Genomic DNA, 13,796 nt, shown 5'->3' with positions numbered 1-13,796 from the left:
ATTTTATATCCAAAAACATTAAATAACATTATTTAAATGCGCACACTATTTACGGTACTACTATTTCTTTTTTTAACCTTTGAGGGTATTGCACAAAAAGATAAAAGACCAAGACTATTAGTGCTTACCGATATTGGTGGTGACCCAGATGATGAACAATCCATTAGACATCTGTTGGTATATTCCAATGAATTCCGTATTGAAGGTCTCATTGCCACCTCTGATAATATCCCTAGAAAAGGCTATAAACATCGTATTCGTACAGATTTATTAGTAAAGGCAATTAAAGATTATGGAGAGGTTAGAGAGAATCTACTGCTACATAACCTTAACTACCCAACAGCGGAATCACTTTTGAAAGTGGTACATGGTGGGCAGGTAAATAGGGGGGTTGAAAACCTGAAAATAGGTAAAGAGACTTCAGGTTCAAAACACATCATTAAAACAGTAGACGCTTCAAAAGAACTGCTATATATAACTATTTGGGGTGGAGCACATGATTTGGCGCAAGCGCTTCTTGATATAAAAAGTACGCGTTCGCCTAGAAAAGTTGAAACATTTGTCAAAAAACTACGTGTTTTTGCTATCTCAGATCAAGATGGTTGGAATAGTCTATCCAAAATGGGAACAGGACAATGGATACGTCAAAATTTTCCGGAAATATGGTACGTTGAACCAGGACCGCTATCTATGAATTCGTTGGATGCATCATTTCGTGGAATGTACCAAAATGATTCAAGAGGCAGTAAAGAGACTTTACCATTGGTAGCTGCAGGTATTGAAAATTTGAATAGTGATAAATGGATTAAAGAAAACATTAATAACTGGGGACCCTTGGGTAAGGGTTACCCAAACGACGTTCATCAAAACCCGCCGACCACAAGAAATTTGCTTGGTGTTAAAGAAGGAGACACGCCTTCATGGTTCTTTGTTTATCAAAATGGTCTAAATAATCCTAAGTTCCCTGAATGGGGTGGTTGGGGAGGCCGCTATGCTGCAGCCGGAGAGTCGTATTATATTGATGCAGAAGATAATCATTGGTCTGGTGAAATGGATAAAGGTCTTCGGCAAAAATGGACAATTGCGCGTTGGCGCGAAGCCTATCAAAATGATTTTGCGGCACGTATGACATGGAATCTTTTGCCCTATGAAAAAACCAATCATAATCCAGTAGTGATTGTCGACAATGATAGAAGCCGGCGAATCATTAAACTAAATGTTAAGCCCGGGCAAACTATTAATATCGATGCAAGTAGGACATATGATCCCGATGGTGATAAAATTAGTTTCAAATGGTGGGAATACAGTGAAGTATCCGTCTCACCGGTCAGTCTAAGTAGTACGAATGAAGCTGTTGTTAGGGTTGAACTACCAGAGCAATGTCCCGAAGGTGATATTCATTTGATTCTGGAGGTTAAGGATGATGGGAGTCCGGAGTTAGTTTCGTATCGAAGGATAATTTTACAAGTGAAGTAATACTGAAATATAATACGAAGGAATAACTCAGTATACTGCCAAATTAATTATACCGATTTATAAATCGCAAAACACATATGAGCCTGAAAGGACGAAGCGTACTTTGGGGGTAATCTAATTTTATGAAATAAATATCTGCCAATATTAATATTTGGCATTAATCGAACACATTCATCTAATCCTAATTATTTCATCATGAGGCGAATCATTTTCCTTTTATTTTTGACATTGCCATTAGGGGCCTTATGGGCACAAGAAAATGCAACTACCGTAAATAATAACCAAGGGGAAATACAGCCTTGGTCAGAAAATGTCAGGTATTGGCAGTATAAGGGAGAGCCCGTGCTGCTCCTTGGTGGAAGCAAGACCGACCATCTTTTTTTGGCCGATGGCCTGCTGGAACATCTTGAAGAGATCCAGGAAGTCGGAGGCAATTTTGTGCGGAATACGATGAGCCAACGGGAGGGCAAGGAACTCAAACCCTATGCTTTGATAAATGACTCTATATTTGATTTAAATCAGTGGAACGAAGACTATTGGACAAGGTTCCAGAACATGCTAAAATGGACGAGCGAGCGTGATATTATAGTTCAGATCGAGGTCTGGGACCGCTTTGATTATTCCCAAAAATATTGGGAAATCAGTCCTTGGAATCCCCGCCTAAACATCAACTATAACTATAAGGAGATTGGTTTTGATGAGAAGTACCCACTTCATCCTTCCAAGGATGTCCAACCCTTTTTTCATTCCCTTCCAGATATGCCGGGGTATGATAAAAAATTAGATTTGATCTATAAGTATCAAGAGGCGTTCGTTACCAAAATGTTGTCGTACAGTCTTCAATATGGCAATGTTCTTTATTGTATGAACAACGAAACGACCACTGATGCACTTTGGGGTCGGTATTGGATAAATTTCATTAAAGCGAAGGCCAAGGAACGGGGGACAAGTGTGGGTACAACAGATATGTTCGACGATGTACATAAGGGAAAAGAGTCGGTGAGCGCCCCGATTATCTTTAATGATGGAGAACACTATACTTTTGCCGATATCTCACAGGTTAACAGTCGTAATTTTGATGATATACATTGGCATGAGCTGCAATGGTTGATTGAACAGGTGAACAAAACCCACCCACGGCCAAGCAACCATACCAAAATATATGGCGGGGGATATAGTAACTATGGTTCGGGAGGACAGGAAGACGGCGTTGAACGATTCTGGAGAAACATACTGGCGGGCTCGGCAGGGGTTCGGTTTCATCGTTCACCTAATGGCAACGCTCTAAACGAAAGGGCCAAGGCAAGCATACGGGCCGGTCGCCTGCTCGAAAGTCAAATGAAACTTTGGGAGCTGAAGCCCCATATGGAACTTCTCGTAGACAGGTCTCCCAATGAGGCCTATCTCGCAGCAGAGCCTGGGGAAAAATATGCCCTGTATTTCACCAATTCTGGCAGTGTGGGATTAGACCTTACGAAAGCTAAAGGCACCTTTACCCTTAAATGGATCAGCATCACCGAAGGTAAATGGTACAAGGATGAGAAAATTCAAGGAGGAGTCGTAGCAACCATCGCTGCACCTTTCAAAGGCGGTTGGGTGGCGGCGCTGACCCGAGACAATTAGCTTAAAAGGATGTAGTAAGAGCTTTATTTACCTTGAGTTCGGGAGTTCTTTTCTCAAGATTGAGTGAGATTAAAACCAAAAGTCGCCCCAGAGGTTAGCTATAAAAATATTGCAATGAATACCATCATTTACATCGATTAAATAACTGTTAACAAGGAAGTTATTAGTGCTAAAAGTTAAAATTTCAAATTAACGAGAGGAGGGAAAATGTTATTTATAAACAAAATAAAATTAGTGCTTTTACTTGGACTATTTCCCTATTATGGAATTAGTCAGATAAGTTTTGAAGATGTCACTATTTCTAGTGGACTAAGGGCAGCCGATTCCACGGCGAATCTGGCAGCCAAGGAGGAAGGCTTTGATGGGCCATACAGTTGGGGCCACCGTATTGTATGGGCCGATATTGATGGTGATGAACTGCCTGACCTTTTTGTTGGTCGATGGCCTAATATTCTACTTCATAATAATGGTGATGGTACTTTTCAAGATATTAGTGTTTCTTCAGGTTACAGGCAACTCAAGGATGAGGGGCACGGAGGTATATCATTTGATAGGGATAATGATGGAGACAGGGATTGGTTTGCTAATGGAAACAGGCATTATACCAATACAGAAAAGGTTGTCGATGTGCTGGCAAACAATGATGGTTTAGGACATTTCACTGACATATTAACGAGTTCAACTGCTTTGTTCGAAGCGCCAGGCTCTATCTCTAATCAAACAAGAGGGGTAGGTGCGGCTGATTTTGATGGGGATGGTTATCTTGACCTTGTAGCCGTCAGTTGGTCGGAAATAAAAGGTGGAGATAAAACGGACGGAACCTCAAATGACCATGTTTTCTGGAATGATGGAACGGGCAAGTATTTAACTGCCACTACATTAGGTACAGACGGCAATAACCAGGGTGTTCAAACTATTGATTATGATGGTGATGGGGATATAGACATTTATACAAACATCCGTGATGCTCCGAATCATTTATACCGCAACGACGGAAATCGAACTTTCACGGAGGTTGCTTCGATAGCTGGTATAGCACTTGATAATAAGGAATCAGATGATGGAGCCGCTTGGGGGGATATAGACAATGATGGTGACCTAGATTTTGCTTGTGGTGGAGAGGTCTATAAGAACAGTGAAGGCGTATTTACCAAAATAAGTACATTTCCAAACTATGATGGATATATGATGGTATTTGGTGACCTTGATAATGATGGCGACCTTGATTTGATCATTCCTGGGAATGAAGCCTCATTCAACAAAAATAAGGGTAGCCTTCAAGTTTATAACAATGATGGGGATGGCAATTTTATCATAATTGGAGCAACAGGAATAACACCACCAAAAGGAGACCGGCGAGGGGTAGCCTTTTCTGACTTCGATGGGGACGGTCGGCTAGATTTGGGAATTTCTGATAAACGTGATTTTAACTCACTATTTAAGAATACTACCGCCAATGTTGGAAATTGGTTAAAAGTCAAGCTGTATCGTGCCAATGGGCAGATTGATGCTATTGGGAGCTTTGTATATGTTTATTCAGAAGGCCACATTGGGGAGCCATCAGCGCTCTTAGGTGTTCGTTTTGCTGAGGGGGCGACGGGTTATAGTGCACAAAATGACCCTGTGCTTCATTTTGGTGTAGCTGGGCATAGTAAAGTTGATGTGCGCGTAAAATTTCCAGAAGGGAATGCGACTGATATCTTGAATGTTGATGTTAATAAGGTAATTACAGTGGTTGAAAAAGCAGCAAATTCAAAACAAAAACCTTAGTGAAAGTGCAATAGAAAATAGGCAAATTTATGATATAAATTTCAAAAAAATAATGATATGAAACTCAAAATCAGTTTATTGATGAGTTGTCTCTGTATCTGCTTTTCATTAAAAAGTCAGACAAATAATAAAATTGACCTCAACGTAATTACTGAATTCTCTCTAGGCTCCGATGTTGGGGCGTTACGTGCCGTGCCAGTATTAATTGGTCCAAATGAGTCGGCCATCTTTGTATCTTATTCTGCCGATAAGGAAATGGATCCCAGTATAGAGATGTTTTTTACGCCGTCGGATAAACTAAAATTCGCTTTATTCACTCTTGATGGGCAATTAATTTGGAAAAAAGAACTCGGTGCCGGTACTATTAATGGAAGATGGTTTACACCAATTTTCCCATTCGATCTTGATAATGATGGTATTGATGAAATTTATTTTGTCAATAACCCCGACTCAGTTCACATTTTAGGATACAAACAATTGCGTTTGGAAGCCCTTGATTCACGTACCGGTAAACTTATTGGGCAATGGCCATGGAAAAGGACAGAATGGGGAAGTAGTCTTAGTCACACCTTCCGTAATTTTATCTTTGGGGGATATTCCAATGGAGAGCCAATTTTAATGACTGCTCAGGGGACTTATGGCAAAATGGGGCTTCAGGCATGGGATAAGGGCATGGGCAAACGATGGGATTTGGTTATTGAAAAAGAGGATCCAGGTGCTCGCGGTAGCCACATGTCTCCGGTAGTCGATATCGATTTCGATGGTATCGATGAAATCCTTTGGGGCGAAAGATGTATTAGTATTGACGACGGTCGTTACTTGTTTATCGCTGATGAAAATGAATATAACGGTCATTCAGATGTTATTCAACCGACCTTGAACAGGGCTACAAATAAATGGAGCATATTTACATGTAGGGAAAGTGGGGATAAAGGTCAAATTAAACCTCGGGTAGTTATGTTTAATGATTCAGGGCAAAGAATTTGGAAAGATTTGGATGAAGGGCATATGGACATGGGCTGGACTGCTCATCTAGATAATTCACCTGTATCAATTCTTGCATTCACCATTAGTATTGGAGCAAAAGTTGCGGGGTCTGATGGTTTTTTTCGCGCAGATGTGAAAGAACATGCCTATAATGCATCGACAGGAGAAAAGCTTGAATTGCCATTTAATGCTTACAATACTGTTCCCGTTGATTTAGATGGTGATGGTTACCATGAATTTGCATGTGCTATCGGCGAACAAGCTGATAGAAAAGTATATAATATTTCGGGTGAAGTTATCGCTGATTTAGGTGAAAAAGCTTACCTCGCTATTGCTTCCAAATTTATCAATTTACCTGGAGAGCAACTTTTATGTTACTACCCGGATGGTACCATTAAAATTTGGGCTGATAAGAATGCAAAAGATTCTGATGTGGCGTTGAAAAGATACAACTCCCCTTATTATAAATTAACCCAAAAATTAACGGCAACAGGGAATAATTTGATAAATCTTGGTGGATTATAATAGATTGATATGGTATTAAGTTTGGTCTCGACTGCCTCAACTACTAAGAACACATATTCAAGAAATATCAATAGAACAATTAGCAATGAAACTAAAAATATTTGAAGCAGCTCCCCTTTTTGCTTTCTTAGCAATAATGCTAAATCCTTTTAGCGGATTAACTCAGAATCAAGATGAAATTAAGATTGAAAGGGATGTTCCTTTTGGCAAAACCATAAACTATACAGGCGAAAAGGAAATGCTTTTGCTCGATATTTATTCGCCTTTGGAAACAGCTGTCAAAAACCGTCCGGCAATACTGTGGATGCACGGTGGCGGTTTTGGCGTAAATTACGATAAATCGCAAAGTTACATTGTTGAAATGGCTACCCGATTTGCAAAAAGAGGATACGTCTGTCTTTCCATAAATTACAGGGTCCGCGAAAATCCTAAAGATGATAAGGCGGGAACCATGAAAGACGCATTGGAAGATGCAATGAAAGGTTTAAACTGGGTACGGGAGAATAGTAAGAAACTTGGAATTGAAAAATCGAAAATTGTGATAGGAGGAGGTTCGGCTGGTGGAATATTAGGAAATAATTTTTGCTACCGCGATGGCACTAAAAAAGCAAAATGGAATAAATCGGGAATTTTAGCATTTGTCAATCTTTGGGGAAGCCCAGATGAATCTTGGGGCACATATGTTATCGACAAAAACGATCCTCCAATGATTATTGTACACGGAACAGAAGATGCCTCGGTTCCCTATGCAAATTCTTTACAAATAATTAAGAGATTAAACGAGGTTGAAGTTAAAAACGAACTTATTGCAATTGAGGGTGCGGGCCACACTCCTGCAAGCCATATGGACGATTTCGAAGTTAAAATCGCAAAATTTTTATCTGATATAATTTCAGATGTCGAATAAAAATTTTGCATATGAAAATATATATCCAACAGAAACATTGTTTGCTCTGACTTCTCTGGGTTTAAATTGTCAGGTTTATCGGGAGAAGGTCAATTCTAGAATGGATTACCTAGTAAATTAAGTAAAATGAAAATTATAATTAAGACAGTATTGTTTTTGGGAATAGCGTTCGCTCTAAACCCTATTTGTGGTCAAGAAAATTCAAGTCGATATTGGAACGAAAATTTACCGCTGACTTCGTTTAGAATCCCGCCCCCTCCACATGGTGCACCTATCATCTATAAGGATTTAGATGGGGATGGGGATCCTGATTTATTGCAGACCTTGACCATCAACAATTTTCCTGTACAATGGATTGATGACGATGACGACATGAAGGAGGGAGACCTTTCTGGTGATTTGGATAGTGATTGCCTGATGATAGATCGTAACATGGATGGAAAGTATGGTGGCCCATATGACCTTATAGTTGATTGGAATGATGAAAACGGTGATAACATAGCTGATATGCAAGTAGTAGCCGACCAACTTAGTCTTGATAACAACGATTTTTATCCAGGTCACTATATGATTATGTTTGATTTGGATAATGATCAGATTTTTAATTATATCAACTGGAATACTTTTGAATTAGAGGCATGGGACCATAGTGGAAGTAGTCGATTCCTTGAAGATTATCACGGCAAAAGTCTTTTTTTAAAAAATCATTTATCAACTTTTGCCTTCGAAGATTTACGCTTGAATTGGGAGGTGCCTTTCCTTTTCTTTGATCCTGATAATGACGGACAAACTGAAATGGCAATTAGGGTTGTGGATAACAATATCACTAAAAAAGAACCTAAAGGGCCATCATTGCCCAATGATCCTAGCATGGTTAGTAAAGCCGATAGAAATGTTAAAGTAGATGGGGTTGCTGATTTGGTTGCCATGACGTATGATTTGGACAATGATAATTCTGCAGGAAATGAATTTGATTTTGACATGAGTATACTATTCAAGGGCAAGGGTTTTGATTATATGGACCAACGGCATAAATTCAAGAGTATGATTGGTTTGAAAGGTACCGACAGTTTGTTTTATGATGCGCGCTTTAGACAACTTGATGAGCTGATTTTTCCAAATCATGATTCAATTAATGATTTAATTTATAATCGTGGAGAATGGAATGAATGCTGGTTCGTGTTCGATGAAGATGACGACTGTCACAGATGGGAAAGAGTAGAGTTTTACGATCCATTAGATTTGTATAAGGCTGGCGCCCAAAATGGGGGTCTAGACAATAATCCACAAGCCGATATCTCTGGTGACAGGGGGGAATGGGATTTGGATAATTCGGGGAAGGGCAATCTATATATTGGTTCATTTGACAATAAAATTCATTTATACGGGGCCGACTGGGGTGCCTGGCGAATTGACCAGAATGCGAAGCAATATCAAGGTTGGCAGGGTTGGCGCCAAAGCGAAAAAGTTGAAGGAATAAAATTTCCTACCGTTCGATATGAGGATAGAAATAATAACGGTTTTTTTGATTTTATACAATATGACTTGAATGGAGACTCCATCTTTGAGCATGAACTTGATTATATCGCATTAGGTATTGATGATACACAAGTTGTTGTTGAAACTAAAAATATGGAATTTGGAGATTATGAAGCTTTATTTAAAAAAGTAACAGAATTAACATGGAAAAGAGCAAAAAATGCCGTGCGAATTGCAAAATCACATGGTGTTGATACAAGTTGGTACGCGAATTTTAAGCAAGTCAATTCGTTAAGGGAGCAATACCATTTTGGCTATTGGCTTAACTTTTATATCTATATGGATTTACGGGATATGGCCCTACGTTCAAACGACTTTAATTTATTAGCTAAAATCGATAAGGCATACATCACAGGTAATTGGTATTCTCTTGAATGAGTCAAATGCCTCTAAATAAGGCCTTATAAATCTCCAGGTGCAGGATTTTGTTCGCTTGAAAAATAATTATTAGTTGAGTTAGTTTAGTTGTGAAAGGAACAGTGGGAAACTATTGTTCCTTTTTTTTGGCTGCATCTAAAATTTAGTGAACCTTTATTGCGGTAAAGGGCAAAATGTATAATCGTCATTTTTTAATAGAAGGTTATTTAATTTTTGCCAACTTTACCTAAAGACCATATTCATATAATTAATTCAAAGAAATGAGTGTATTTAAGAAGTCATTAGTAACGAGTTCAGCGTTGCTTTTTTTAGTATTATTTCATCAACCAAGTTTCTCCCAAAATTCGCACAAGAACAAGCCCAATGTCATCGTTATATTGACCGACGACCAAGGCTCCATCGATCTTAATTGTTATGGCGCAACGGATTTATATACGCCAAACATGGACAGGCTAGCGAAAGAGGGTGTTCGGTTTACCCAATTCTATGCAGGAGCACCGGTTTGTTCTCCCTCACGTGCGGCACTTATGACGGGAAAAACAAATCTACGGGCTGGTCTGGAAGGCAATGTTCCCATACCCGAGCGTGCCGAGAAGAACGGAAAGCATGGCTTACCGACCAACCAGATTACGATGGCCGAAATGCTTAAGGAAAACGGATACTATACGGCCCTGATAGGTAAATGGCACTTGGGCCATAGAAAGGAAAATTTGCCCAATGGCCAAGGTTTTGATTATTTCTTTGGTCATCAAAGAGGTTGTATCGATAATTATTCCCATACTTTTTATTGGGACGGACCTAATAAACATGACCTCTATAGAAATGAAGATGAAGTTTATTATTCGGGGCAACATTTTACCGACTTAATGGCCGAAGAAGTAAAGCAGGTTATTGACAAGAAAAGAAACGAACCATTTTTTATTTATTGGGCATTCAATGCCCCGCATTACCCCTATCAGGGAACAACAAAATGGTTGGATTATTATAAAGATCTGCCCACCCCAAGAAAGGAATATGCCGCATTTGTATCCAATACCGATGAAAAAATCGGACATGTACTCGATTATCTAGACGAACAGAACCTTGCCGACAATACAATTGTAGTCTTTCAATCCGATCACGGGCATTCGTTGGAGGAACGTGCTTTTTGGGGAGGAGGCAATTCAGGGCCCTATAGGGGAAGTAAATTTAGCCTGTTCGAAGGCGGTATTCGCGTGCCGGCCATAATTCGCTACCCCAATGTGATACCGGCTAATGAAGTACGTGATCAGGCCGCTATGGAAATGGACTGGTTTAGTACGATTGCAGAATTAACTAATACGCAAGTGACCGGTAACATTGACGGAAAAAGTCTTATGCCCATTATTTTGGATGATAAAAAGGAATCGCAACATAAAGTGATGTATTGGCAGATTAATGACTACGATGATTCCTTGGCACAATGGGCAGTTCGCGAAGGACCCTGGAAATTGATTGGAAACGTAAGGGAACCTTCAGGCAATGGGGAGAAAATCGATGTGGATCAGCTATTTCTAGTTAATTTGGAAAGCGATATTTCAGAGAAAAACAACTTGGTAAAATCTAATCCGAAGAAGTTAAATGAACTTCTAAAATTACATGAAACGTGGTTGAATGCTGTTCATAAGGAAATGAATATAAATAATTAAGTATTAGTTGTATTAGTTTTTAGTGATAAATGGGAATAGGGATAAATGCCTGTTCCCATTTTGTGTGTAAAGTCTATGGGCTGAAAGTATACAAAATCCAGTTTGTTAAATATATGATTTAACTAGGAATGGAATGGGCAATATTTCCATGTCTAAGAGCAATTTGTCCATCATAGAGATTTAGAATTCAGCTATTTTAATGAATAAAAAGACATTTAGCAGTCTGAACAAGGATTTTAACTTACATCTTAAAATCCTCAAGTCCAAGTTTGAGGTGTATCGAATTGGGTCTCAAAGGAGGGCTCGGTGAATTAGTTCGACCTATGAGGAAAAATAGACGATACTTCAGAGTTGATTCTGCAGTACGGAATATTGGGAATAGGGTTACTTTGGGTAGAAATAGGGACACATTAATCAATCCTGTCTTTAATAAACCGGAAAAAGGTTATATCTTTTTCCGGTGTACCGAAACAGGTCGCTTAGTTTTTTAGAACATAAAAGTTAAATAATTTTAATTAGGAGTATAATGACGACAAGAAGAAATTTTATTACAAAAACGGTCTTAGGGAGTGCGGCGGTTGCAGTTGGCAATTCAGCAATGGCGATGCCCGCGAGCAGTTATAGGCGAATAATTGGGTCGAACGACAGACTCAATGTAGCTATTGCTGGTTTGGGGCGTAGGTTAGGCGCTTACTATGACCCTATTTCCAATAAGAAGGCCAATGTTCAATTGTTGTATTTATGCGATGTTATGGAAAAACAACGCACTGGGGCTTTGGAAAAGTTTTCTAAACATATCAATTACAAGCCGAAATTAGAGAATGACATTCGAAATGTGATTGCCGACCCAAAGGTCGATGTGTTGATTAATGCAACTCCAGATCATTGGCATGCACCAGGCACTATTATGGCCGTAAAAGGAGGTAAGCATGTCTATGTTGAAAAACCGGCGAGTCATAATATGCATGAAAATGAAATGCTCGTAGCAGTTGCCGATAAGTATGATAAAGTGGTACAGATGGGCGCGCAACAACGTTCTTCCGTTCATACGATTGAAATCATCAATGAGATTCATAATGGGGTAATCGGTACGCCGTATAAAGCGGTTGCCTTTTATTCAAGTGGTAGGGGGGAAGTGCCACATCAGAAAAAGACAGCGGTACCGCAAGGTCTTGACTGGGATCTTTTCCAAGGGCCTGCTCCGCGTCGCGATTATACAGAAGAGACATGGGATTACAACTGGCATTGGTACGGATGGGATTATGGTACGGCGGAAGCAGGTAACAATGGTACCCATGAACTTGATGTCGCACGATGGGCACTTCAGGTAGATTTTCCGCACCACGCTGAGGTAGAGGCTGCAAAACGACATTTTTTGAATGATGGTTGGGAAATGTATGATACCATGGAGTCCACTTTTAAATTTGCAGGGGATAAAGTTATCCAATGGGATGGAAAAAGTAGAAACGGCTACAATACTTATGGTTCCGGAAGAGGCACTATTATTTATGGTAGTGAAGGTTCTGTTTTCGTAAATCGAAATGAATACAAGCTTTTTGATCGCAGCGGAAAATTGGTAAAAGACAGCCAGTCTGCCTCAAATGAAGCGGGAACTGCCTTAGGAGGCGGTGGCGATATGTCAACGGCACACGTAATGAATTTCTTTGATACTATTCGTGGTAAGGCAAAACCAAACGGACCAATTTCAGATGGAAGTATTACAATGGCCATGGTACATTATTCCAACATTGCTTATCGTATTGGAAAAGGTTTTGATATTGATGAAAAAACTGGACGCATGTTCGATCGCGATGCCATGAAGTTGTGGAGTCGTGATTATGAAAATGGATGGGAACCTAAATTGTAAACGGTAATAATATCAACCGATAAAATCATTTAATATTTAGGTATGAAAAGAATAGGATATCTCTTAAGCCTCTGTTTGGTCTTTTTAGTCGCTACCGGCGATTTATGGGGACAATCGGGAAAACCACTATTTCCTGAAACCCCGGGCCTAGTGTCTTATACGCACCGCAAAAGTTTTGAAAAAGATGTAGCGGCCACGTTAGATACGATTAAATCATTGGGTATTACCGATATGGAGTTTTCCAATTTGTTCGGTGCCTCTCCCAATGCGTTGCGCGATATGCTTGATGATAGAGGAATAAAATGTTCTTCTTATGGCGTAAGCTATGATGCACTTGTCAATAAAACGGATGAAGTAGGTCTAAATGCCAAAATTTTAGGAGCCTCTTTTGTGCGTATTGCATGGATTCCTCATGAAGGGGCGTTTACCGTGGAAGATGCCAAAAAAGCAGCAAAGGATTTTAACAAAGCAGGTAAAAAGTTGAAAAAGAAATATGGAGTTGCCTTTTGTTATCACAATCATGGATATGAATTCGTATCATACAAAGATGGTACCTTGTTCGATTATTTGATGCAGCGTACGAACCCGGAGTATGTGTCTTTTGAAATGGATATTTTATGGACGTTTTTCCCAGGCGCTGATCCCGCCGAGCTGCTTCGTAAATATGGATCTCGTTTTAAACTAATGCACCTAAAAGATTTGAAAAAAGGTGTCAAAGGTGATTTCTCGGGTAAAACCTCACCAGAAAACGATGTTCCTCTTGGTACGGGGCAAATTAATATTCCGGAAGTTTTAAAAGCGGCCAAAGAAGCTTGTGTCAAACATTATTACATTGAAGATGAGAGCAAGTTAAAAAGTGTGCAGGTACCCCAAACCATGGCTTATTTAAAAGGCCTAAAGGAGTAGTTTTGCCACTTTTAAGTTCTTTCTGATGTTTTCTGTCGTAGGAAACGAAAAGTTTGAATGACCATGATGTCCAGAATGTAGCAGCACAACACCTAATAGAAAATTGAATTAATTAGGTTTAAAGTCGCAATGGGAATAGGATATAAATTCT

The 13,796-nt window shown here is 39.5% G+C and carries 9 protein-coding genes; all 9 read left to right on the top strand.

Annotated features, from left to right (window positions below):
* Positions 1-36: 36 nt before the first annotated feature.
* On the top strand, positions 37-1,476 hold the full coding sequence (locus tag BLS33_RS02060; protein WP_089884772.1) for a nucleoside hydrolase-like domain-containing protein: 1,440 nt from the start codon (positions 37-39) through the stop codon (positions 1,474-1,476).
* A 195-nt stretch (positions 1,477-1,671) separates the two neighbouring features.
* Positions 1,672-3,099 carry a hypothetical protein gene (locus BLS33_RS02055; protein WP_089884771.1) on the top strand — a complete coding sequence of 476 codons (1,428 nt, stop codon included), beginning with the start codon at positions 1,672-1,674 and terminating at the stop codon, positions 3,097-3,099.
* Between the two features lie 234 nt (positions 3,100-3,333).
* Positions 3,334-4,869 (top strand): CRTAC1 family protein, encoded by a 1,536-nt coding sequence (locus BLS33_RS02050; protein WP_176801302.1) that lies wholly within the window; start codon positions 3,334-3,336, stop codon positions 4,867-4,869.
* 57 nt (positions 4,870-4,926) lie between these two features.
* On the top strand, positions 4,927-6,381 hold the full coding sequence (locus BLS33_RS02045) for a rhamnogalacturonan lyase family protein (RefSeq protein ID WP_089884767.1): 1,455 nt from the start codon (positions 4,927-4,929) through the stop codon (positions 6,379-6,381).
* An 85-nt stretch (positions 6,382-6,466) separates the two neighbouring features.
* Positions 6,467-7,288 carry an alpha/beta hydrolase gene (locus tag BLS33_RS02040; protein WP_089884765.1) on the top strand — a complete coding sequence of 274 codons (822 nt, stop codon included), beginning with the start codon at positions 6,467-6,469 and terminating at the stop codon, positions 7,286-7,288.
* 126 nt (positions 7,289-7,414) lie between these two features.
* Positions 7,415-9,205, top strand: a complete 1,791-nt coding sequence (locus BLS33_RS02035; RefSeq protein WP_218129522.1) for a hypothetical protein — start codon at positions 7,415-7,417, stop codon at positions 9,203-9,205.
* Positions 9,206-9,465: 260 nt separating this feature from the next.
* The gene (locus BLS33_RS02030; protein WP_089884763.1) at positions 9,466-10,872 is read left to right on the top strand and encodes a sulfatase family protein; all 1,407 of its coding nucleotides are present in this window, start codon (positions 9,466-9,468) and stop codon (positions 10,870-10,872) included.
* Positions 10,873-11,398: 526 nt separating this feature from the next.
* Positions 11,399-12,739 carry a Gfo/Idh/MocA family protein gene (locus BLS33_RS02025; RefSeq protein WP_089884761.1) on the top strand — a complete coding sequence of 447 codons (1,341 nt, stop codon included), beginning with the start codon at positions 11,399-11,401 and terminating at the stop codon, positions 12,737-12,739.
* 42 nt (positions 12,740-12,781) lie between these two features.
* Positions 12,782-13,645, top strand: coding sequence for a sugar phosphate isomerase/epimerase family protein (locus tag BLS33_RS02020; RefSeq protein WP_089884760.1), 864 nt, complete (start codon positions 12,782-12,784; stop codon positions 13,643-13,645).
* Positions 13,646-13,796: the final 151 nt, after the last annotated feature.

Origin of the sequence: Kriegella aquimaris (genome assembly GCF_900103215.1) — a bacterium.
In the GTDB taxonomy this organism is placed as follows: domain Bacteria; phylum Bacteroidota; class Bacteroidia; order Flavobacteriales; family Flavobacteriaceae; genus Kriegella; species Kriegella aquimaris.
Note: the sequence above shows the minus strand (reverse complement) of the source record. Positions and strands in the feature narration are given on the sequence as shown.

Excerpts from the sequence above, each read along its gene's own strand:
- BLS33_RS02060 (WP_089884772.1), top strand. The coding sequence starts at position 37 with ATGCGCACACTATTTACGGTACTACTATTTCTTTTTTTAACCTTTGAG.
- BLS33_RS02055 (WP_089884771.1), top strand. The coding sequence starts at position 1,672 with ATGAGGCGAATCATTTTCCTTTTATTTTTGACATTGCCATTAGGGGCC.
- BLS33_RS02045 (WP_089884767.1), top strand. The coding sequence starts at position 4,927 with ATGAAACTCAAAATCAGTTTATTGATGAGTTGTCTCTGTATCTGCTTT.
- BLS33_RS02040 (WP_089884765.1), top strand. The coding sequence starts at position 6,467 with ATGAAACTAAAAATATTTGAAGCAGCTCCCCTTTTTGCTTTCTTAGCA.
- BLS33_RS02035 (WP_218129522.1), top strand. The coding sequence starts at position 7,415 with ATGAAAATTATAATTAAGACAGTATTGTTTTTGGGAATAGCGTTCGCT.
- BLS33_RS02030 (WP_089884763.1), top strand. The coding sequence starts at position 9,466 with ATGAGTGTATTTAAGAAGTCATTAGTAACGAGTTCAGCGTTGCTTTTT.
- BLS33_RS02025 (WP_089884761.1), top strand. The coding sequence starts at position 11,399 with ATGACGACAAGAAGAAATTTTATTACAAAAACGGTCTTAGGGAGTGCG.
- BLS33_RS02020 (WP_089884760.1), top strand. The coding sequence starts at position 12,782 with ATGAAAAGAATAGGATATCTCTTAAGCCTCTGTTTGGTCTTTTTAGTC.